The organism is Streptomyces sp. NPDC002793, assembly GCF_040295485.1.
Lineage (GTDB): Bacteria > Actinomycetota > Actinomycetes > Streptomycetales > Streptomycetaceae > Streptomyces.
This window is the reverse complement of record NZ_JBEOVL010000004.1, coordinates 54,325-75,344: the sequence shown is the minus strand read 5'-3', so window position 1 is coordinate 75,344 and position 21,020 is coordinate 54,325. Positions and strand designations below refer to the sequence as shown.

The following is a 21,020-nucleotide window of genomic DNA, read 5'->3' as shown; positions in this document are numbered from 1 at the left end:
GGGCGGGACCTGCCCAACATCGCGCCGATTGCCTATTCTTGACGTATGACTGCCCACCCTCGGAAGCCCTCCGTGCCCTCTGTCCCCTCAGCGAAGCTCCGCGCCTCTCATGACGACCGGGACGCGGTGGTCGAGCAACTGCGGGACGCGGCGGCCGATGGGCTGATCGACTTCGAGGAGCTGGACACGCGCGTGGGTCAGGCGCTGACGTCCAAGACCCGCGCCGAGCTGGCCGTCCTGACGGCCGACCTGCCGCAGGCGGCACCCCCGGTGGAACAGCCGCCGCTGCTCCTCAAGGGCGGCGTGCACGGCGCGGCCCGGGGCCCCGGCCGCTGGGAGGTCCCCGCGCACGTGGTCGTGTACGGAGGCATGGGCGGTGTGAAGCTCGATTTCACCCGGGCTCAGTGCCACCACACGGAGGTCGCCCTGGAGGCGCACGGGGAGATGGCCGGTGTCACGATCATCGTTCCCGACTCGTGGGCCGTGGACACCGGCGGCATGGACCCCGGCGTCGGCGGCCTGAAGGACAGGACCACCCCCGACCGGCTCCCGGGAACGCCGCTGATCCGGCTCACCGGGGCCGGCGGCGTAGCAGGGGTGACCGTCCGCCACCCCAACCGCTGGGAACGGCGCAAACTGCGCGGCAACCCGGTCCAGGAGTAGGCCCTCCCGTCTGGATCATGCCGGGCTCGCGGGGCCTGAGCCGGGCCCCGTGGACGTACCGGACGCCGTTACCGAGACCGTCGACGAAGATCTTCGTGTCGCCGGCCCACGGCCGGGGCGGCGGAGACCGACCTCGAACGGCGGTGCGCCTGGCAGAATCCGGGTATGGCGGACATCATCTCGCGCGACGGAACGTGGAGCTTCGACGGAGACGCGGTGCGCATCGTCCCCGGCGGCAAGGTGCACCCGGTGCGGCAGGACCTCGGTGAGTTCGCCGTCCCGCTGCACGCGGTGGCGGGTGTCTCCTTCGAACCCGACCGCAAGGGCGGCCGGCTCCGGCTGAGGCTGCGCACCGGCGCCTGCCCGGTCCTGCGGGCCGCGGACGGGCGGCTGAAGGGCGCCTCCGACCCGTATCAACTGGTGGTGGAGAAGGACCGTGCGGGCGTGGCGGAGTATCTCGTGGACGAGATACGCAACGCGCTGCTGATCGAGCAGGTGCCCGACGGCCCGGTGGACCGCTTCCTGTTGCCGGGCCCCTCGGTGCCGGTGTCGGGCGGCGGCGGGGACGGTACGGCGTCCTTCGACGGGGAGTCGGTCCGCCTCACCTGGAACTGGAAGGCGGAGGAGTCGAAGGCCGCGGGAGGCGTGGTCACCCTCCCGCTGTCGGAGGTGACCGGGGTGCGCTGGATACCCTGCATCGGACTGGAGAACGGCTCCCTGCGCTTCGACCGGGGCGGCGCCGTCTCGGCCGCCCCCGCCAAGTACGACCCGTACTCCCTGGACCTGTGGGGGCTGTCGAAGCGGGAGTACACCGCGGTCCTGGTCGCCGCCGCCGTGCTCGTGCGGATGCCCTCAGCGGTGCCCGCCCAACCCGCCGCGCTCGAAGCCGACCCCGCGCACGCCCCCGCCCCCGCCCCGGCGCTCGCGCCGGTCCACGCCCCGCCCGCCGACGACCATGACGTGCTGCTGCGGCGGCTGCGCGAGCTCGGGGAGCTGCACGGGGCCGGGGTGCTCACCGACGAGGAGTTCGCCACGGCCAAACGAGCTGTGCTGAAGCGTCTCTAAGGGCTGTCGGGACAGCCCTCAGGTCCGGGCGCCCCGCCGGACGGCTTGTCGTCCGTGAACTCCCTCCGGCCACCGCTCGGTGGGAAGCCGGCCGCTGATCAGGTCGATTGTGCACACTCGTGCGAGCGCTCCCCGTTCCTGGGGGACTTACGCGTAACGGCGCGGCGCGGGATGCGCACGGCGTCACGTACCAGGACAATGGCGCACGCGCCATCCAGGGGCGCCCGAGCCCTCTCCTGCGCGCACGACCCGCACGATCCGTGGGCGTGCGTACCGGAACGAGGGGCAGACCAAGGAGGACCCGTGGTGGATGTCCCGGTGGACCAACTGACCGGTGCTGTCGACGGCATGCGTACGCGGGCCCGTGAACAGCTGCTGGAAGCGGGCCTGGAGCTGTTCGGGGTGTACGGGTACGCGCATACGTCGGAACAGGCCCTGTGCGAGACGGCCGGGGTGCCGGAGGAGGTGCTGTGGGAGGAGTTCGGCTCCCGCGAGGACCTGCTGATGGCCCTGCACAACCAGATCACGACCGAAGGACTGCGGGCGGCCGAAGTGGCCCTGCTCTCCGAGGGGATGGACGACTGTCCGTTGCGGCAGCGCTTCCGGCGGCTCTTCGACGCGTACGTGTCGGCGGTGACCCGGGACCTGCGTGCCGCGCGGGTGACGTTCGTCGAGGTGCTGGGCGTGAGCCCGGCGGTCGACGCCCACTGCAAGCGGTGGCGTGACCTGTGGACCGACTTCCTGACGGGTGAGGCCGAACGCGCGGCGGTGCGCGGGGAGGTGGAGGAGCGGGACCACCGGGTGGTGGTGATGGTGATGGTCGGCACGGTCCACGAACTCATGGCCCACCACGCCCGCCGCCCCCGGAGGGCGCGGCCCGACGAGGTCTCGGAGGAGCTGACCCAGCTGGGTCTCGCGATGCTCGGGGTGGAGCCGGCGGGCTGAGCCGGGGCCGCCACCCGCCGCTCAGAGTCTGATGTCCGCCGCCAGCGGCAGGTGGTCGCTGCCGGTGGCCGGCAACGACCTGAGGCGGGTGACCGTCGCCGACCGGGTGAGTATCTGGTCGATCCTGGCCACGGGGAGCTTCGCGGGCCAGCTGAACGCGAAGCCGGGCCCCGGCGTGGTCAGCAACGAGGTGACCGGCTCCAGACCGCGGTCGTCCAGCGTGCTGTTGAGGTCCCCGAGGAGGATCACCCGGTCCAGTGGCTCGGCGGCGATCACCTCGCCCAGGAGGGCCGCGCTCTCGTCCCGCCGTCCGGAGGCGAGCCCGGTCGCGCCGATCCGTACCGAGGGCAGGTGCGCGACGTACACGGCGACCTCGCCTCCCGGGGTACGGGCCGTCGCCCGCAGGCCCCGGTTCCAGCCCTCGCCGACGCCCTCCGGCCTGATGTCCACCAGCCGTACGCCGGTGAGGGGGTACTTCGACCAGAGGCCGACCGTGCCCCTCGTCGCGTGGTGGGGGTAGTCGGCGGCCAGTGCCGCCTCGAAGGCGGGCAGAGCCGGGGCCGTCACCTCCTCCAGGGCGATGAGGCCGGCACCGGTCCCGGCCAACGCCCGTGCGGTGGCGGCGGGGTCGGGGTTCACGTCGCTGACGTTGTGCTGGACCACCGTGAACGCGTCGGCCGGTGCCTGTCCCCCGGAGGACAGCAGGCCGCCGAAGAGGGTGAACCAGGCGGCCACGGGCACCAGCAGGGAGGCCGACGCCAGGAACGAGCGGCGCAGGAGCGCGAGGACCAGGAGAACGGGGACGGCCAGGCCGAGCCAGGGGAGGAAGGTCTCCAGCAGACTGCCCACACGGCCGGGGGTGTTGGGGACCAGACCGGGGAAGACGAGCAGGACCGCCACCAGGAGGCCGAGCAGGGCGACCGCTCGGCCGCGCTTCCAGGTCCGGCCCCGTTCGTCCGTCACGCGCTCACCGCTGCCGGTGCTCCCGCGTACGGGCCACCCACGCCCCAGGCCCGGTACATCGTGTCGGCGAAGGTTTCGGCCAGTTTGTGCTCACCGGTGGGGCCGGGGTGGGTGCCGTCGTAGGTGTCCGTGTGGATGTCGTAGCCCGTGGGGTGCGGGGCCAGCAGGACCGGCGACGAGGGGGCGTGCAGGTCGGCGACCGCCTTCGCCAGCAGCGTGTTGAAGCGTTCGCACTCGGCGGCGAAGGGGGCGTCGGACTCCGCCCTGATGTTCGGTATGACGGGGAGCAGGACCAGCTTGATCCGGGGGTTCGCGGTGCGGGCGGCGGTGATGAACGCCCGTACGTTCGCGGCGGTCTGGGTGCTGTCCGTGTAGAAGCCGAGGTCTATCAGGCCGAGCGAGACCAGCAGGACGTCGGCGCGGGCCGCCGTGACGGTGTCCGCGATGACGGGCGCCATGTGGAGCCAGCCCTCGCCCCAGCCGGCCAGGTGGCGGCGCGCGGGCGTGGGGAAGTCGGCGTCGCCGTAGGCGTGGGAACAGGGGGCGTTCGCCTCGGTGTCGTACAGCGTGGTGCGCGGGCCGGTGATCGCGTAGCCGCCTTCACCGAGAGTGGCTTCGAGGTGCTGCCACATGCGGTAGCGCCAGGTGTAGTCGCCGGCCCTGCCCACGGTCATGCTGTCGCCGACGAAGAGAAAACGCATGGCGACATCATGGCCGATCACCACTCCGGCCTGCGACGTGACGGTGGACACTTGTGCCATGAGATCGCTGCTGACCGTCTCCGCCGCCGCCACCCTCCTGTTCCTCGCGGGGGCGGTGCCCGCCGTCGCGGACGACGAGGGCGGGGCGGACCGGAGCTTCACGATCGAGGACCCCCGGATCACCGAGTCCAGCGGCCTCGCCGCCAGCCGGATCCACCCGGGGGTCTACTGGACGCACAACGACAGCGAGGACGGCCCGTACGTCTACGCCGTCGACTCCCGGACCGGGAGGACCGTGGCGACGATCACCATGGAGGGTGTGGGGGAGCCCCGTGACGTGGAGGCGATCTCGACCGGGCCGGACGGGAATCTGTACGTCGGTGACATCGGCGACAACCTCGACGGCTCCTGGGACCACGTCTGGATCTACCGCTTCCCCGAGCCGAAGCGGCTCGCGGACGCCACGGTGCGGGCGACGCAGTTCGACGTGACGTACGCGGACGGGGCGCGCGACGCCGAGGCGATGATGGTCCATCCCCGGACCGGGCGGGTGTACATCGCCTCGAAGAACGAGGACGGCGGCGGTCTCTACGAGGGCCCGGAGAAGCTGACGGCCGGAGGGGCCAACGTCTTCCGACGCGTGGGCGAGGTGCCGTGGGTGACGGACGGGGCGTTCTCGCCGGACGGCGAGGACCTGGTGCTGCGCTCCTACTTCAGCGCCAGGGGCTACGCGTTCGAGGACAGCAGGCTCGGTGACGACCGGGCCGTGAGCGTGCCGCTCCAGGGGCAGTCCGAGTCGGTGACGTACACGGCGGACGGTGCGGCGATGATGTTCGGCTCCGAGGGGGAGCGGAGCGAAGTGGTGCGCGTGGAGGTGGAGGGCGGCGGCAAGGAGTCCTCGCCGAACGGCGGGGGCGGCGGGACGTCACCGGGGGACGGTGAGGACGGGGGAGCGACGAAGGGCACGGCCACCGGGGGCGCCGTGGCGGTCGTCGTGATCGTGCTGGCCGTGCTCGCGGCCAAGCGCCGCCGCGGGTGAGGACCTCGTCCGTCCCGCTCGCTCAGATGTCGTCGGTGACCGGTCGCAGCTCGTAGTGGAGCGTGCGGTCACGCTTCAGCCGGTGGGTGAGCGGGACGGCCACGCCGTGGAGCGCCGGGTACTTCCGGGAGAGCGTCCGGGCGGCGTGGGTGTTCTCCTTCGATCCCTGCGGCAGGAGCCGCGCCCACGCCTTGACGGGCGGACCGGTCGGCGCGCCGCGCACGGTGCAGGGGGCGATCTCCACCACCGGGTGGTTGCGCATCCGGTCGACCTTCCAGGCCGAGGAGAACGTACGGATGTAGGCGTGGTCACCCTCCACGGCGATGCTGACGGGGGTGTGGGCAGCTGATCCGTCCGGCCTGCGGCTGCTGAGCAGGACGGTGTACTGCTTCACGAAAGGCTCTAGTTCACGGATCGTCTCCATGTACTCCATGGTGCATTAAACAGGGGCGATCCGGGCTTTTCGTATCACTGTCCCGCACGTCGGCGGACCAGGGTCTCGAGGCCGTCGACGATGCGGGCGAGGCCGAACGCGAAGTGGTCGAAGTCGGATCCGAACGCGTCCTCCGAGAGGGCGGCCATGCGCGGATAGTCGCCGCTCAGCATGGCCCGCTCCAGGTAGGGGCGCTGGCCGTCCCAGAAGGCGCCGTCGCTCAGACCCGTCTCCCGGACGGCCTCCACGGCGTGGTTCTCGGTGCGGGCCAGGCCCTCGACGTAGCTGTTCACCGTGATGATGACGCTGATCAGCTCGGGGTCGCTGAGGCCCATGCCCCGGAGGCCGGTGAGGGACAGTTCGAGGCCGCGCAGGGCACTCGGGCCGAGAACCGTGCGCGCCTGATTGATCTTGAGGAGCCAGGGGTGGGCGTGGAGGGTGGCCCGGTAGGTGTGGGCCATGGCGTCGACGGCGGTCCGCCAGTCCCCGGGCACCTCCGACGCGTCCGTGGCGAGCTGTTCGCCCTGGACGCGGTCGAGCATCAGGTCGAGCAGTTCCGCCTTGCCGGGGACGTAGCGGTAGAGCGTCATCGTGCCGGTGCCGAGCTCGGTGGAGAGCCGGCGCATCGACAGGGCGTCGAGGCCCTCCGCGTCCGCGATCCCGACGGCCGTGGCGACGATTCGGTCGAGCGTGAGCCCCGGCTTCGGGCCGCGGCTGGGGCGTTCGCCGGTGTCCCAGAGGAGCTCCAGGCTGCGGGCGAGGTCGCCGCTCCCCGTGGTGGTGCCGCTTGCCGGTTCGCTCTTCTTCATGGCCTCAGGGTAAGCCTCCACCGCAAAACTGGGTACGGTGTACTCGCATTCGGGTACGGTGTACCCAGTTACAGGGAGAAGCGGGAAGGGGAGTGAACCGACATGTCCGCATCCGGATATGCCGTGCTGGCCGAGAGGGTCGTGAAGCGCTACGGCGCGAAGCGGGGGGCCACGGAGAAGCGCGCGCTCGACGGGCTCGACCTGGCCGTCCGTCCCGGGACCGTGCACGGGCTGCTCGGGCCCAACGGCGCCGGGAAGACCACCGCCGTGCGGGTCCTCGCGACCCTGCTGCGGTTCGACGGAGGCCGGGCCGAGGTCGCCGGCCTGGACGTGGCGCGCGAGCCGCGGCGGGTCAGGAGCCGAATCGGGCTCGCGGGGCAGTACGCCGCCGTGGACGAGGTCCTCACGGGCCGGCAGAACCTGGAGATGTTCGGCCGCCTCTTCCACCTGGGCGGCGGGGCGCGGCGGCGGGCCGGCGAACTGCTGGAGCAGTTCGACCTGGAGGACGCCGCGGACAAGGGGGTGGGGGAGTACAGCGGAGGGATGCGGCGGCGGCTCGACCTGGCCGCCTCGATGATCCTCGCGCCCACCGTGCTCTTCCTCGACGAGCCGACGACCGGGCTCGACCCCCGCGGCCGCGGAGAGGTCTGGGACGCCGTACGCGCACTCGTGGCCGGTGGTACGACGGTGCTGCTGACCACGCAGTACCTCGACGAGGCGGACAGGCTCGCCTCGCACATCACCGTCATCGACCGGGGGATGGCCATCGCGGACGACAGCCCGGACGGGCTCAAGGACCGGGTCGGGGGTGACCGGATCGAGGTCGTCGCCGCCGAGCCGGCCGACCTCCCGGTGGTGGCGAAGGCCGTGGACCGGGTGGCGGGCGGCGGGCAGGTGGTGACGGACGCGCCGGACCGCCGGGTGCACGCCCAGGTCACCGACCGGGTGGCCGCGCTGACCGAGGTCGCACGGGTGCTCCAGGACGAGGGGATCGCGGTGGAGGACATCGGGCTGCGCAGGCCGAGCCTGGACGACGTGTTCCTGCGTCTCACGGGACACGCCGCGCAGGCCCACGCCGGAGCGGAGGCCGCGGCATGACCGCCCTGGAACTGCGTGCCGCCACCGGCCGCGAGCGCAGCCGCGCCTACTGGACGCTCGCCGACTGCTGGAACGTCACCCGCCGCAGCCTCACCCACTACCAGCGGCAGCCCCTCGCGATCGTCTGGCAGCTCGGCTTCCCGATCATCTCCGTACTGCTCTACGGCTACGTCTTCGGCAGTGCGATGAAGGTGCCCGGAGGCGGCGACTACCGGGAGTTCCTGATGCCCGGCATGTTCGCCACGACCATGACGCTGGGCTTCATGAACACCGCCATGGCCGTGGTCACCGACGCCGGCAAGGGGGTCATCGACCGCTTCCGGTCGATGCCGATGGCCCCGTCCGCCGTCACCGCCGGCCGTGGGGCTGCCGACCTCGTGGTGGCCGGCGCCGAACTGGCCATCCTGGCGGCCACGGCGCTCGCGATCGGCTGGCGGGCGGACGGCGGCGCGCTTGCAGCCGCGGGGGCGTTCGGGCTGCTCCTGCTGCTGCGGTTCAGCCTGATCTGGGTGGGCGTCTGGCTGGGGCTGCTCGTCCCGAACGCGGAATCGGCGGGCGGTCTGTACGCGATCGCCTTCCCCGTCACGATGATCTCCAGCGCGATGGTCGCCCCCTCTCTCATGCCCGGCTGGCTGGGCGCGGTCGCCGCCTGGAACCCGGTCTCCTCCACGGTCACCGCCGCCCGGCAGCTGTTCGGGAACCCGGTGGCGGGCGGGGGCACCTGGATCGAGGAACACGCGCTGCTGATGGCACTGGTGTGGCCGCTGGTGATCACCCTGGTGTTCCTGCCGCTCGCGGTGCGCAGATTCCAGCGGCTCAGCCGCTGACGCCGCGTAGGCTCCGCCGTATGCAGGTCAACGGGGCCCCCGAGCCCTTCTCCACCTCCCGCCTGGACGCGCTCCCGCTCGACGCCGCACACGCGGAGGAAATGGCCGAGGTCCTCTCCGACCCCGCCCTCCACACCTACACGGGAGGCGCCCCGGAGGACGCCGACGCCCTGCGTGCCCGCTACGAGCGCCAGGCTGCCGGCTCGCCCGACCCCGCCGAACTCTGGTGGAACTGGGTGCTCCGGGTACGCGGCGACGGGAGCCTGGCCGGTTACGTCCAGGCCACCGTGCGCGGGGAGCGGGCGGAGGTGGCCTGGGTGGTCGGGACCCGGTGGCAGGGGAGCGGATACGCGAAGGAGGGGGCGGGGGGCCTGGTCCGGCACCTGCTGGACCGGGGCTCCGTCCGGACCGTCGTCGCCCACGTCCACCCGGACCATGGGGCCTCCGCCGCCGTGGCCGCGGCTGCGGGACTGCGGCCGACCGGCGAGCAGGTGGACGGCGAGGTGCGGTGGCGCCTGGACGCGGTCCGGGAGGGTGTGCCGGGCCATCACCGTCAGGGCGGGGCACCCCGCTTCCCTCCGCGGGCGAATCGTCACCCTGCCGGATGAAGCAGGGACGGCCCCTCACACCGAGGTGTGAGGGGCCGTCCCGTACGTGTGACCGTCAGAGCTTGTCGATCACGTAGTCGATGCACGCGGTGAGCGCCTGGACGTCCGCCGGGTCGATCGCCGGGAACATCGCGACGCGCAGCTGGTTGCGGCCCAGCTTGCGGTACGGCTCCGTGTCGACGATGCCGTTGGCGCGGAGCACCTTGGCGACGGCCGCGGCGTCGATGCCGTCCTCGAAGTCGATCGTGCCGATGACCTGCGAGCGCTTCGCAGGGTCGGTGACGAACGGGGTGGCGTACTTGGACTCCTCGGCCCAGCCGTACAGGGCCTGCGAGGACGCGGCCGTGCGGCCGGTCGTGAAGTCCAGACCGCCCTGGGTGTTCATCCACTTCAGCTGCTCGTTCAGCAGGAAGAGGGTGGCCAGCGCCGGGGTGTTGTACGTCTGGTTCTTCAGGGAGTTGTCGATCGCCGTGGGCAGCGAGAAGAACTCAGGGACGTGCCGGCCCGAGGCGTGGACGCGCGCCGCGCGGTCCAGGGCGGCGGGGGAGAACACGCCGATCCACAGGCCGCCGTCGGAGGCGAAGGACTTCTGCGGCGCGAAGTAGTAGACGTCCGTCTCGGTGATGTCGACCGGCAGGCCGCCCGCGCCCGAGGTGGCGTCCACCAGGACGAGGGAGCCCTCGTCGGCGCCTGAGACCCGCTCGACCGGCGCGGCGACACCCGTCGAGGTCTCGTTGTGGGTGAGGGCGTAGACGTCGACGCCTGCCTCGGCCCGCGGGTCCGGGTGGGTGCCCGGGTCGGAGGCGATCACGGTCGGGTCGGCCAGCCACGGGGCGAGCTTGGCGGCCTTCGCGAACTTCGAGGAGAACTCGCCGAAGTTCAGGTGCTGGGACTTGTTCTCGATCAGACCGTGCGTCGCGACGTCCCAGAAGGCGGTGGAGCCGCCGTTGCCCAGGACGACCTCGTATCCCTCGGGGAGGGAGAAGAGGGCGCGCACGCCGTCGCGCACCTCGCCGACCAGGTTCTTGACCGGGGCCTGGCGGTGGGATGTGCCGAGGAGGGAGGTGCCGGTCGCGGCCAGCGCGTCGACCGCCTCCGTCCGCACCTTGGAGGGCCCGGCGCCGAAACGTCCGTCGGCGGGCTTGAGGTCAGCGGGAATCTGGATGTCAGCCACGACCCGGAGCGTAGTCCCTCCCGGTACCGGTCGAGGACCGTGTCCGTCGGATGAGACACCCGCTCCGGATCGTGGATGACCGGCGCGGCCCGGGTCAGCCCAGGTCGACCGGAAGTTCGTGCAGGTCGTTCTGGGTCACGATCGGCTTGTTCCGCAGCTCGGAGGCCGGTACCGCCAGGTCGAGATCGGGGAAGCGCTCGTACAGCGCGGGCAGGGCGACCCCCGCCTCCATCCGGGAGAGCGCGGCGCCCGGGCAGACGTGCGGGCCGTGGCCGAAGGCGATGTGCCGGTTCGGGGTGCGGGTGACGTCGAACTCACCCGCCGTCGGCCCGTACTGCGCCTCGTCGCGGCCCAGCGCGCCGAAGGAGACGATCAGGGCCTCGCCCTTCGGCAGGACCTTGTCGCCGACCTCGATGTCCTCGGTCGCGAAACGGATCAGGACGTGCGTGGTCGGGGTGTTCCAGCGCAGGGTCTCCTCGATGACGTTCTCCCACGGCACCTCACCGCTCAGCACACGCGCGCGCTGCTCGGGGTGGGTCTGGAGAGCCTCGACGACGTTGACGACCAGGCTGATCGTGGTCTCGTGGCCGGCCGCGATGATCAGCGACAGCGTGTTGACGATCTCCTCGTCGCTGAGGTGGTCGCCGTCCTCGGAGGCCGCGATCAGGGCGCTGGTCAGGTCGTCGCCCGGGTTCGCCCGCTTGCCTTCGACGATCTTCGTGAAGTGGGCGTCGAGGTCCGCCATCAGCTGCGGGACCTCCTCCGGCGGGGTCTGCGTCGAGAAGAACTTCTCGAACAGTGCCTTGAGCAGGGGGTGGTCGGACGCGTCCACGCCCATCAGCTCGCTGATGACGTTCATGGGCAGCGGGTAGGCGAACTCCGCCTTCAGATCGACGGTCTCGCCCTTGGGCAGCGCCGCCAGCCGGTCCAGGGAGGCGTTCGTCAGGGCCTCGATGCCGGACCGCAGCCGCTCCACCCGCTTCACCGTCAGCGCCTGCGCGACCAGGCTGCGCAGCCTGCGGTGCTCGGCGCCGTCCACGGTCAGCATCGAGCGGCCCGGGTTGACGAGACCGATCAGCGGCCAGTCCATCGGGATCTCGCCGCGCCGCCAGGCGTTCCAGACGTCGATGTCCTTGACCACACGGCTGTCGGTGAGCAGTCGGCGGGCCTCGGCGTGGTGCGTCACCGCGTAGCAGTGCACCCCGCCGGGGAGCTCCACCTCGGCCAGCGGGCCCGCGGCGCGCAGTGCCGCGCTCTCGGCGTCGAGGTCGGCTACGAGAGGATCGAGGGCGATCCGGGTCATTTCTGGCCTCCAAGTGCGGGGGTGGGCGTGAAGCGCACCGGTAGTTCCGTCAGACCGCGCAGCCACGGGGACGGGCGTGGGGTCAGCTGGTCCGCGGGGACGGCGAGGTCCATGTCCGGAAGCCGGTCCAGGAGCACCTCGATCCCCGTACGGGCGATGACCTCGGCGGTCTCCTGGGCGGGGAACGGACAGCGGTGCTCGCCGTGGCCGAAGGAGAGGAAGGCGTTGTTGCCACCGGTCAGGGTGAAGCCGTCGGTGCGGACCTGGGGGTCGCTGTTGGCGGCGGCGATGCCGAGGACCAGCAGGTCACCGGCGCGGATGTGCCGTCCGCCGAGGTGGGTGTCGCGGGAAGCCCAGCGGCCGGCCACGTTCTGGGTGGGGGTGTCCTCCCAGAGCACCTCGTTCATGGCCTCGGCGACGCTGTGCCGGCCGCCGGAGAGGGAGGCGGCGAAGCGGTCGTCGGTGAGCATCAGCCGCAGCGAGTTGCCCATCCAGTCCGCGGTCGGCTGGTGACCGGCGGTCATCATGACCATGAGGTCCTCGATGATCTCCTCGTCGGTGAAGCCGCTCGGTTCCTGGAGCATCCGGGTCACGACGTCGTCGCCGGACTCGGCGTGCTTGTCGGTGAGGAGCTGGTGCATGGACGAGCCGAGGAACTGGACGCCGTCGAAGGCCCTCTCGTTGCCGTTGACCAGGTCGTTGATCGCGCCGACGAGGGGGGCGATGACCTCGTCGCCGAATCCGAAGATCTTCGCGAGCACCCGGGCGGGCAGCAGCGCCGAGTAGTCGGCGATGATGTCGGTCCGGCCGGAGGCGCAGAAGCGGTCGATCAGCTCGTCGGCGAACTCCTCGGCGTACCGCTTGAGGGCGAACGGGTCGACGGCTTCCAGGGCGTTGCTGATCATCGCCGCGCGGACGGTGTGCCGCTCACCGACCGTGTAGAGGATCGACGGCTGGCCGCGTCCGATCATCGGCCTCATCGGCCAGTCGTCCGGAATGTTCTCCCACTGGTTCCACAGCTCGGAGTCCCGGCTGAAGAGCACCGGGTCGGTGGCGACCTGGTGCACCTCCCGGTAACCGATGATCAGCCACGCGGGTATGCCGCCTTCGAGCACGACGGGGGCGACCGGGCCGTGGTCGCGGCGCATGTCCCGGTAGGCCCGCATGGGGTCCGCCTGGAAGAGCGGCCCGGACAGCGGGATGGCGTTCTCGGACATGGGGCACTTGGTCACAGGGTGCGCTCCGGGGTCATCGCCGCAGGTTCCTGGCCGCCCGCGAGGGGCGCGTCGGCGGCCTTCGCACGGGCGACGGAGAGCGCGTGGAGGTGCTCGACCAACGTGATCAGGACGTATTTGCTGGAGGAACGGTCCCGGGCGTCGCACTCGACGAGCGGGACGTCGGGGGAGAGGTCGAGGGCCTCGCGGATCTGCTGTTCGCTGTGGAGCGGTCCGCCGAAGTCGTTGCACGCCACGATGAACGGCGTGCCGTGGTGCTCCAGCCGGTCGATCGCGTACCAGGAGTCGGCGAGCCGACGGGTGTCGGCGAGGACGACGGCGCCCAGGGTTCCGGAGAAGAGGCGGTCCCACAGGAACCAGAAGCGTTCCTGTCCGGGCGCGCCGAAGAGATAGAGGACCGACCGCGCGTCGAGCGTGATCCGGCCGAAGTCGAAGGCGACCGTGGTGGACGTCTTGGACTGCACCCCGGCGAGGTCGTCCACGGCCTCACCCGCGCTGGTCATGGTCTCTTCCGTGTTGAGCGGACGGATCTCGCTCACGGAGCGGACCATGGTGGTCTTGCCGACCCCGAAGCCGCCGACGACAACGATCTTCAGTCCGTTGTCGGCCGTCGCCTGCAGGGCGGCACGGTCAGAGGTTGCGGAGTCCAACGAGCACCTGTTCCAGGGTGTCGGTGTCGGGGAGCCGGTCCTCGACACGGGCATTACGGGGGTGGCGGGCGCTGATCCGGCCGGTGTCGAGCATGTCGCACAGCATGATGCGGACGATGCTGACGGGCAGGTTCAGGGTGGCGGAGATCTCGACGACCGCGGTGGGGCTGTGGCACATCCGCAGGATCGCGACGTGTTCCGACTGCATCCCCGGGGCGGGCTCGCACTCGGTGACGATGAGTGTGACGAGGTCGAACGCGGCCGAGTCGGACCGGCTGCGGCCACCCGTCAGGGTGTACAGCCGGTCCGGGTCGTCGTCGCGTCCGGGGCGGGGTCGCGGGACGGACGTCATACGCCCGCGGTTCCCGCGGCCGGGGCCGCCGTGTCTCCGGGCCCGGAGGGGTCACGCGGCGGCGCGACGAGGTATTCGCCGAGCTGCTCGACGAGTTCGCTCATGTTGTGGCCGACGAGGCCGACGTCGGAGTCCTCCGCCGCGACGACCGCCAGGTGGGCGCCCGCACCCGCCTCGACGATGAACAGCACGCCGCCGTAGAACTCCGTCATCGCGGACCGTACGCCGCCGGTGCCGTCACCGAACTCGATGGACGCGCCGTGCGACAGGCTCTGGATGCCCGCTGAGATCGCGGCGAGCTGGTCCGCCTGGTCGACGGAGAGTTCGGGGGTCCGGCACAGTTTCAGGCCGTCCCGGGACAGGACCAGGGCGTGCCGGGCGCCGGGCGTGCGGTCGAGCAGCCCCTCCAGCAGCCAGTTGAGCTTCTCGTCGGTGGTCGCGGTCATCGGGTGTTGCCTTCCGGGTGCGGGGAATTGGCTCGTACCGCCCGGCTGAAGGTGCTGAAGCGGGCAGCCTGCACCTTCGGGTCGGTGGTACGGGGCCGGGGGGTCTCGGCACCGCCGGGGGTGGCGTTGCCGGTACGTGCTTCGGCGGCGGCCAGGGTGCGGCCGCGGCGGCGTTTGGGCAGACCGCTCTCGCCGAACTGGGGTACGGAACCGGTCGATTCGGAAGTGGAGTCCTGGCTGCCGGGTGCCGGCTCCCGGTCCCCCGGGGCGTCGTCCGGGCGCGACACGGACCTGGGGGCGTCCGTCGTGGCGGCCGGGGTCCGGTCCTCCGCGGCCGGCGTCGCGTGGTCCGGCTCGGGTTCGGGGTGCCGGGTGGGCTCCGGCTGGGGAGCGGGCACGGGCGTACGGGAGATGAGCTCCTGCGGGAGCATCATCAGCGCCCCCGTGCCGCCGCGCGCCGACGGCCGGAAGGAGACGGTGAGTCCGTGCTTCCTGGCCAGCCGGCCGACGACGGCGAGGCCGAGCCGGGTGCCGGAGATCCCGGTGAGGTCCTGGTCGGTGGCGGACACGGCCCGCTCGGCGCGGCGCAGCTGCACATCGCTCATCACCAGGCCGCTGTCCTCGACGGTGATGACGATGCCCGCCGGGACCTCCTCCACGTACACGTGCACCTCGGCCGTGGGCGGGGAGAAGTTGGCGGCGTTGTCGAGGAGCTCGGCCAGGGCGTGCATGATGCCCTCGGCGGCGTGGCCGGCGATCGCCACGTCACTCGTCGAGTGGAGGCGGACGCGCTGGTAGCCGCCGATACGGCCCATCGCGCCACGCAGGATCGACTCCATCACGATCGGCTTGGCCCAGCGGCGACCGGAGCGCGCCCCGGTCAGCACGGCGATGGAGTCGGCGAGACGGCCCGCCTGGGCCGTGCGGTGGTCCAGGTGCAGCAGGTCGCCGAGTACGTCCTCGGCGGTGTGCCGGTGCTCCATCTCGCGCAGGTCGGCCAGCATGCTCGTGGCCAGGGCCTGCATCCGGCCGGCGGCGTTGGCGGAAGCGGCGATCGCCGCGGAGCGTTCGTTCTCGGCGCGCCGGGCGCGGGCGGTGAGCCGAGCGGCCTCGGCGGTGAGCCGCTCGTGCTGCTCGGCGGCCTCGACGGTGACCCGGGCGACCCGGTCGTCCGCGTCGGCGGTGACCCGGGCTGCCTCGGCGGAGGCGGCGGCCTTGACGCGGGCGGTCTCCGCGGTGAAGCGCTGGGCCTCGGCGGCGGAGGTCGAGACGAGGCGGGAGGTCTCGGCGGTGAAGCGCTCGGAGTCGGCGGCCCGGAGGGCGCGCAGGTTCCGGGCGGTGGCGAGCGTGTGGACGGCGACGGTCACCGCGACGCACAGCAGCACGGCTGCGGCACCCGCCCCCCAGGCGAGCGGGGTTCGTACCGAGGCAGGTGCCACGGCGACGGCCCACAGGCACAGAGCACCGGTGGCGGCTGCCGAGATCAGCAGGGCGAGCGCGGTCGGCCGGAGTGAAGGGCGCAATCGGAGTCCTCGGGGCGGACGGTGCGGAGGGAGGGCAGGTGCGATGAGAGGGGCAATCGGGATATTCCGGCGTGGTGAGGGTGAAAGAACCACAACTGGAGCTGATTGTTCCTGATCAAGGCACGCCAACTATAGGAGAATTGGCGACTTGTTTGGGGATTCCTCGTGGCTACTTCTTTATGAAATTCGGCTTGAACTGAATCTGGCCGACGCCTGTAGCGGGCGTTCCATGTAGCAAACCGTGCGTTCGGTGGGCGAGTAGTAGGAAATGTGGCGGTATGTCCCCTGTGTGAAGCTTGATTTATTACGATCGTCGCCCCTGGGCCGGTGGCCAGCTAGTGTGAGCGCTCCGGTGCAGTCGGCCTGCCAGGTCGGCACTGCCGTAAGACACACCGCGCGCCTTGAAGGGGGAGGCGCCGCGTGGCCCCGACGGAGGACGCAGGCAACCGTGGACGCGCAAGGCCGTGGGCGGGACGAGGGTATGGACCCCGCAGACCAGTGGGTACTCAACCCCGACACCGGTGATTACGAACTGCGACTGACCGCCTCCCCAGGGCGATCATCCGTGCCGACCGGCACGTCCGGTGCCAGAACACCCGGGCCGCGCCGCAGGTCGAAGCCGGAGGCGGCGCCGCCCGGAGACCGGGCCACCGTGCCCGGTCAGCGCGGTGGACGCCGGGGCGCCGGGGGCGGACGCGGGGAGCGGGACGAGTCCCGGAAGCAGGGCAGCCGCGCCGCCGCGCCGGCGGCCACCGGACGCCGCAAGGCGAAGCCCCAGAAGTCCCGTAAGAAGAAGGCCCTGGTGTGGACCGGCGGCGCGCTCGCCTTCCTGATGGTGGGCGTCGGCACCGCCGGCTACTTCGTGTACCAGCACTTCAACGGCAACATCACCGCCGTCTCCACCGACGGGGCCGGCACCGGTGGCTTCAGCAAGGACCGGCCGATCAACGTCCTCGTCATCGGGACGGACAAGCGGACCGGCGAGGGCAACGAGGGCTACGGGGACGCGGGGAGCGTCGGCCACGCCGACACCAACATCCTCTTCCACGTCTCCAAGGACCGCACGAACGCGACCGCGCTCAGCATCCCGCGTGACCTGATAGCCGACATCCCCGTCTGCCCGACGACCTTGGAGAGCGGGGAGGAGAAGGACATCCCCGCGACCCCCGGCGGACGCTTCAACACCAGCCTCGGCCAGTCCGAGCGCACCCCCAGCTGCACCATGCGCACCGTCACCGAGCTCACCGGCATCGAGGTCGACCACTTCATGGTGGCCGACTTCAACGCGGTCAAGTCCCTGACGTCCGCCGTCGGTGGCGTGGACGTCTGCCTCGCCAAGGACATCGACGACAAGGACTCCCACCTCAAGCTGTCCCAGGGGGAGCACACCCTCCAGGGCGAGCAGGCCCTGGCCTTCCTGCGCACCCGGCACTCCGTGGGATTCGGCAGCGACCTGAGCCGCATCGAGATCCAGCAGCAGTTCCTGGGCTCGCTGATGCGCAAGCTGAAGTCCAACGACACCCTGACGAGCCCCACCAAGATGTGGTCGCTCGCGGAGGCCGCCACCAAGGCGCTCACCGTCGACGAGAAGATCGGCGACATAAACCAGCTGCGCAAGCTGGGTATGGAGCTGGCGTCGGTCGACCCCAAGAACATCACGTTCACCACGGTCCCGGTGCTGGACAACCCGAACGACAAGGCCACCGTCATCCTCGACGAGGCCAAGGCGCAGCAGGTCTTCTCGATGGTGCGCGAGGACGTCTCCTTCACCGCGGTGGAGAAGCAGGAGAAGGCCGAGGCGAAGGCCAAGGAACAGGCCAAGCTGAAGGGCGAGATGGCCGCGGCGGCGGACGTGCGGGTCGACGTCTTCAACGGTGGCGCCCCCTCCGGCTCCGCGCAGAACGCCCTGGACTGGCTGCAGAACGAACAGGGCGTGCTGAAGTCCACGAACCAGGCGAACGCTCCTGAGGACGTGAAGAAGACCCAGCTCGTCTACGCCCCCAACCAGGCGGACCAGGCCCGCCGGCTCGCCGACATGATGGGCCTGTCGGCCTCGGCCCTCAAGCCGACGACGACGGACGCCGGCGAGATGGAACCGATGACACTGACCCTGGGCCCGGACTTCACGAAGGCGGGCAGCCCGCTCTCGGCCCCGGCGAAGGCACCGGACGACATCCAGCGCGTGGAAGCGGACAAGGCGGTCTGCGCGAAGTAGGGCGTGGTTCCGGCCGGCCCGGCGTATCCCGCAGCCGGCCGGTCGGCGCCTCCCGGCCCGTCCGGCCTGTGACGACGGCACCTCGCGCCGGGCCCGGCCCATGGGTCCACGCCCCGGCGCACCCGAGCCCCGGCCCCGGAACGGGCATGCTGGCCCCATGCCCGCCCCGCACGCGCATCCACACCCCGACCTCACCCGAGCCCTCGCCCGGGCCGTCCGCGGCGAGGTGGACCCCGGCGCGACCGCCCGCGCCCTGACGACCATGGACGCGTCGAACTACCGCCGCGTCCCCCACGCCGTCGTGGCCCCACGCGACGCGGCGGACGTCGCGGAGGCCCTCCGCGTCTGCCGGGAGCACGCCGCCCCCGTCGTGCCCCGCGGCGGTGGCACCTCCATCGCCGGTCAGGCCACCGGCACCGGCGTCGTCCTGGACTTCACCCGCCACATGCGGCAGATCATCGCCCTGGACCCCGCCTCCCGTACCGCCGTCGTCCAGCCCGGTGTCGTCCTGGACGACCTGCGGGCCGCCGCCGCCCCGCACGGGCTGACCTTCGGCCCCGACCCGTCGACCCACAGCCGCTGCACGCTCGGCGGAATGATCGGCAACAACTCCTGCGGCTCCCACTCCGTGGCCTGGGGCACCACCGCCGACAACGTCCGGAGCCTGCGCGCCCTCCGGTACGGCGGGGGCGAGAGCCTCCACCTCGGCCGGGGCCTGTCCGACGCACCGCAGGGCCTCCACGCGTTCACCGCCGCCCACCTCGCCCTCCTGCGCACCGGCTTCCCCGACCTCCCGCGCCGCATCTCCGGATACGCCCTCGACGCGCTGCTCCCCGAACGCGGCCCCGACCTCGCCCGCGCCCTCTGCGGCAGCGAGGGAACCCTGGCCGTCGTCACCGAGGCGACCGTCCGCCTGGTCGAGACCCCGGCCGCCCGCGCACTCGCCGTCCTCGGCTACGCCGACGAGTCGGCCGCCGCCGAAGCGGCCCCCGGCCTCCTCCCGTACGGCCCGCTCACCGTCGAGGGCATGGCCGCCGACCTCGTACGCGAACCGGCCGGGCTGCCCCGGGGCGGCGCCTGGCTGTTCGTGGAGACGGGAGGCGACACCCCCGCCGAGGCACGCGCCCACGCGAACCGGATCCTGCGCGCGGCCGACGCCCTGGACGGCACCGTCGTCACCGACCCCGCCGGCATGCGGACCCTGTGGCGCATCCGGGAGGACGCCGCGGGGACCGCGACCCGGATGCCGGACGGCACGGAGGCCTGGCCGGGCTGGGAGGACTGCGCCGTGCCGCCCGCCCGACTCGGGGCGTACCTGCGGGACTTCCGCTCCCTGCTCGCCGGACACGGCCTGCGCGGTACCCCGTACGGGCACTTCGGCGACGGCTGCATCCACGTGCGCATCGACTTCGACCTGCGGACCGAGCAGGGCGTGGCCCGCTTCCGCCGCTTCTCCGAGGACCAGGCCGACCTCGTCGTCGCGCACGGCGGGTCACTCAGCGGTGAACACGGCGACGGACAGGCGCGGGCCGAACTGCTGCCCCGGATGTACGGCGACGAGATGGTCGGCCTGTTCACCCGGTTCAAGGACCTCTGGGACCCCGACGGCGGCCTGAACCCGGGCATCCTCGCCCGCCCCGCACGCCTCGACGAGAACCTCCGCTTCGCCGTGCTCCCCGGCCGCCCCGTGGACGTGGCCTTCGGCTATCCGCACGACGGCGGCGACTTCTCCGCCGCCGTCAGCCGCTGCGTCGGCGTCGCCAAATGCCGTACGGCGACGGCGGGCCCGGACGTCATGTGCCCCTCCTTCCGGGCGACCGGCGAGGAGGAGCACTCCACGCGGGGCCGCGCCCGGCTCCTCCACGAGATGCTCGCGGGAGAGGTGATCACGGACGGCTGGCGCTCCACCGAGGTACGCGACGCCCTCGACCTGTGCCTGTCCTGCAAGGGGTGCCGCACCGACTGCCCGGTGGGCGTCGACATGGCCACGTACAAGGCGGAGTTCCTCCACCAGCACTACAAGGGCCGTCGGCGCCCCGCCGCGCACTACGCGATGGGCGGGCTCCCCCGGTGGCTGCGGTCGGCGGCGCCCTTCGCCGGGACGCTCAACGCCCTCGCGCGGATCGGCCCGCTCGCCGCGCTCGCCAAGCGGCTCGGCGGCATCGACCGGCGGCGCGGGCTGCCGGTCCTGGCGCGGCGGACGTTCCGGTCCTGGTTCCGCCGCCGCCGCGCCCGGACGGACGGGCCGGCCGTCCTGCTCTGGCCGGACACCTTCACCGACCACCTCTCGCCCGAGGTCGGCCGGGCGGCCGTACGGGTCCTGGAGGCCGCGGGGAGGACGCCCGTGCTGCCCGCCCGGGGCGTGTGCTGCGGTCTCACCTATGTGTCGACGGGCCGGCTGGACACGGCCCGCGCCGTCATGCGCCGCACCCTGGACCGGATGGGCCCGGCCCTGGGCGGCCCGCTCGTCGTGCTGGAGCCGAGCTGCGCCGCCACCCTCCGCACGGACCTGCCCGAGCTGCTGCCCGACGACCCGCGTGCGGCCGGGCTCGCCGCCTCCGTACGGACCCTGGCGCAGTATCTGGAGGAGCACGCCCCGGAGTGGGCGCCGCCCCGGCTGGACCGTCGGATCGCGGGCCAGACCCACTGCCACCAGCACGCGGTGTTCGGCGACGCGGCCGAGCGCGGGCTCCGCGAAAGGGCGGGCCTCAGCGGTGAGCTGAGCGGAGGCTGCTGCGGGCTGGCCGGCAACTTCGGCTTCGAGAAGGGGCACTGGGACGTCTCGGTGGCCTGCGCGGAGGACCAGCTCCTGCCCTCCGTGCGGGCGACGGAACCCGGCACGGAGCTGCTGGCCGACGGCTTCTCCTGCCGGACCCAGCTGGAGCACCTGGCCGGGCGCCGGGCCCGGCACCTCGCCGAGGTACTCGCGGAGGGGCTCGACGAGGAGCGGGAGGCCGGACACCGGGAGTGA

20 protein-coding genes are annotated in these 21,020 nt (G+C 72.1%); 9 read left to right on the top strand and 11 right to left on the bottom strand.

Features of this window, described 5'->3' with window-relative positions:
* Nucleotides 1-45 precede the first annotated feature (45 nt).
* From ABT001_RS05190 to ABT001_RS05180, 3 genes are all read left to right on the top strand, one after another.
* A complete protein-coding gene (locus tag ABT001_RS05190) occupies nt 46-663 on the top strand; it encodes a DUF1707 SHOCT-like domain-containing protein (RefSeq protein ID WP_351272604.1) in 618 nt (205 codons plus the stop codon).
* A gap of 165 nt (nt 664-828) precedes the next feature.
* Nucleotides 829-1,728, top strand: a complete 900-nt coding sequence (locus ABT001_RS05185; protein ID WP_351272601.1) for a DUF4429 domain-containing protein — start codon at nt 829-831, stop codon at nt 1,726-1,728.
* Between the two features lie 348 nt (nt 1,729-2,076).
* On the top strand, nt 2,077-2,673 hold the full coding sequence (locus tag ABT001_RS05180; RefSeq protein WP_351273058.1) for a TetR/AcrR family transcriptional regulator: 597 nt from the start codon (nt 2,077-2,079) through the stop codon (nt 2,671-2,673).
* A 21-nt stretch (nt 2,674-2,694) separates the two neighbouring features.
* Here the strand turns inward: ABT001_RS05180 and ABT001_RS05175 are convergent, their stop codons facing one another.
* Both ABT001_RS05175 and ABT001_RS05170 read right to left on the bottom strand, forming a co-directional pair.
* Entirely contained in the window at nt 2,695-3,636 is a 942-nt protein-coding gene (locus ABT001_RS05175; RefSeq protein ID WP_351272598.1) for an endonuclease/exonuclease/phosphatase family protein, read from the bottom strand.
* On the bottom strand, nt 3,633-4,397 hold the full coding sequence (locus ABT001_RS05170; protein ID WP_351272595.1) for a GDSL-type esterase/lipase family protein: 765 nt from the start codon (nt 4,395-4,397) through the stop codon (nt 3,633-3,635). Before ABT001_RS05170 ends, ABT001_RS05175 begins: the two co-directional genes overlap by 4 nt.
* Between ABT001_RS05170 and ABT001_RS05165 the strand changes: the two genes are divergently transcribed.
* Nucleotides 4,396-5,376, top strand: a complete 981-nt coding sequence (locus tag ABT001_RS05165; RefSeq protein ID WP_351272593.1) for a WD40 repeat domain-containing protein — start codon at nt 4,396-4,398, stop codon at nt 5,374-5,376. The genes ABT001_RS05170 and ABT001_RS05165 overlap by 2 nt on opposite strands.
* A 22-nt stretch (nt 5,377-5,398) precedes the next feature.
* Here the strand turns inward: ABT001_RS05165 and ABT001_RS05160 are convergent, their stop codons facing one another.
* On the bottom strand, nt 5,399-5,800 hold the full coding sequence (locus ABT001_RS05160; protein ID WP_351272590.1) for a PPOX class F420-dependent oxidoreductase: 402 nt from the start codon (nt 5,798-5,800) through the stop codon (nt 5,399-5,401).
* A gap of 44 nt (nt 5,801-5,844) precedes the next feature.
* Nucleotides 5,845-6,618 carry a TetR/AcrR family transcriptional regulator gene (locus ABT001_RS05155; protein ID WP_351272587.1) on the bottom strand — a complete coding sequence of 258 codons (774 nt, stop codon included), beginning with the start codon at nt 6,616-6,618 and terminating at the stop codon, nt 5,845-5,847.
* A gap of 102 nt (nt 6,619-6,720) precedes the next feature.
* Between ABT001_RS05155 and ABT001_RS05150 the strand changes: the two genes are divergently transcribed.
* Genes ABT001_RS05150 through ABT001_RS05140 form a run of 3 tightly spaced genes read left to right on the top strand, consistent with a single transcriptional unit; the run spans nt 6,721 to nt 9,151 of the window.
* Entirely contained in the window at nt 6,721-7,716 is a 996-nt protein-coding gene (locus tag ABT001_RS05150; RefSeq protein WP_351272584.1) for an ATP-binding cassette domain-containing protein, read from the top strand.
* Nucleotides 7,713-8,543, top strand: a complete 831-nt coding sequence (locus ABT001_RS05145) for an ABC transporter permease (RefSeq protein ID WP_351272581.1) — start codon at nt 7,713-7,715, stop codon at nt 8,541-8,543. Before ABT001_RS05150 ends, ABT001_RS05145 begins: the two co-directional genes overlap by 4 nt.
* A gap of 20 nt (nt 8,544-8,563) precedes the next feature.
* Nucleotides 8,564-9,151 (top strand): GNAT family N-acetyltransferase, encoded by a 588-nt coding sequence (locus ABT001_RS05140; protein ID WP_351272579.1) that lies wholly within the window; start codon nt 8,564-8,566, stop codon nt 9,149-9,151.
* Between the two features lie 55 nt (nt 9,152-9,206).
* On the opposite strand, the gene serC is transcribed toward ABT001_RS05140, so the two are convergent.
* From serC to ABT001_RS05105, 7 genes are all read right to left on the bottom strand, one after another.
* Nucleotides 9,207-10,325 carry a phosphoserine transaminase gene (serC, locus tag ABT001_RS05135; RefSeq protein WP_351272577.1) on the bottom strand — a complete coding sequence of 373 codons (1,119 nt, stop codon included), beginning with the start codon at nt 10,323-10,325 and terminating at the stop codon, nt 9,207-9,209.
* A gap of 94 nt (nt 10,326-10,419) precedes the next feature.
* A complete protein-coding gene (locus ABT001_RS05130; protein ID WP_351272575.1) occupies nt 10,420-11,628 on the bottom strand; it encodes a cytochrome P450 family protein in 1,209 nt (402 codons plus the stop codon).
* Nucleotides 11,625-12,845, bottom strand: coding sequence for a cytochrome P450 (locus tag ABT001_RS05125; RefSeq protein ID WP_351272572.1), 1,221 nt, complete (start codon nt 12,843-12,845; stop codon nt 11,625-11,627). The genes ABT001_RS05130 and ABT001_RS05125 overlap by 4 nt, the downstream gene beginning before the upstream one ends.
* An 11-nt stretch (nt 12,846-12,856) precedes the next feature.
* The gene (locus tag ABT001_RS05120) at nt 12,857-13,513 is read right to left on the bottom strand and encodes a GTP-binding protein (protein WP_351272569.1); all 657 of its coding nucleotides are present in this window, start codon (nt 13,511-13,513) and stop codon (nt 12,857-12,859) included.
* Nucleotides 13,494-13,865, bottom strand: a complete 372-nt coding sequence (locus ABT001_RS05115; protein ID WP_351272566.1) for a DUF742 domain-containing protein — start codon at nt 13,863-13,865, stop codon at nt 13,494-13,496. The genes ABT001_RS05120 and ABT001_RS05115 overlap by 20 nt, the downstream gene beginning before the upstream one ends.
* Complete coding sequence (locus tag ABT001_RS05110) at nt 13,862-14,311, bottom strand: roadblock/LC7 domain-containing protein (RefSeq protein ID WP_351272564.1); 450 nt, start codon at nt 14,309-14,311, stop codon at nt 13,862-13,864. The genes ABT001_RS05115 and ABT001_RS05110 overlap by 4 nt, the downstream gene beginning before the upstream one ends.
* On the bottom strand, nt 14,308-15,834 hold the full coding sequence (locus ABT001_RS05105; RefSeq protein ID WP_351272561.1) for an ATP-binding protein: 1,527 nt from the start codon (nt 15,832-15,834) through the stop codon (nt 14,308-14,310). The genes ABT001_RS05110 and ABT001_RS05105 overlap by 4 nt, the downstream gene beginning before the upstream one ends.
* A 448-nt stretch (nt 15,835-16,282) precedes the next feature.
* Here ABT001_RS05105 and ABT001_RS05100 point away from each other — a divergent pair, with 448 nt between their 5' ends.
* Complete coding sequence (locus ABT001_RS05100) at nt 16,283-18,049, top strand: LCP family protein (protein WP_351272559.1); 1,767 nt, start codon at nt 16,283-16,285, stop codon at nt 18,047-18,049.
* Nucleotides 18,050-18,206: 157 nt separating this feature from the next.
* Nucleotides 18,207-21,020 (top strand): FAD-binding and (Fe-S)-binding domain-containing protein, encoded by a 2,814-nt coding sequence (locus ABT001_RS05095; protein ID WP_351272557.1) that lies wholly within the window; start codon nt 18,207-18,209, stop codon nt 21,018-21,020.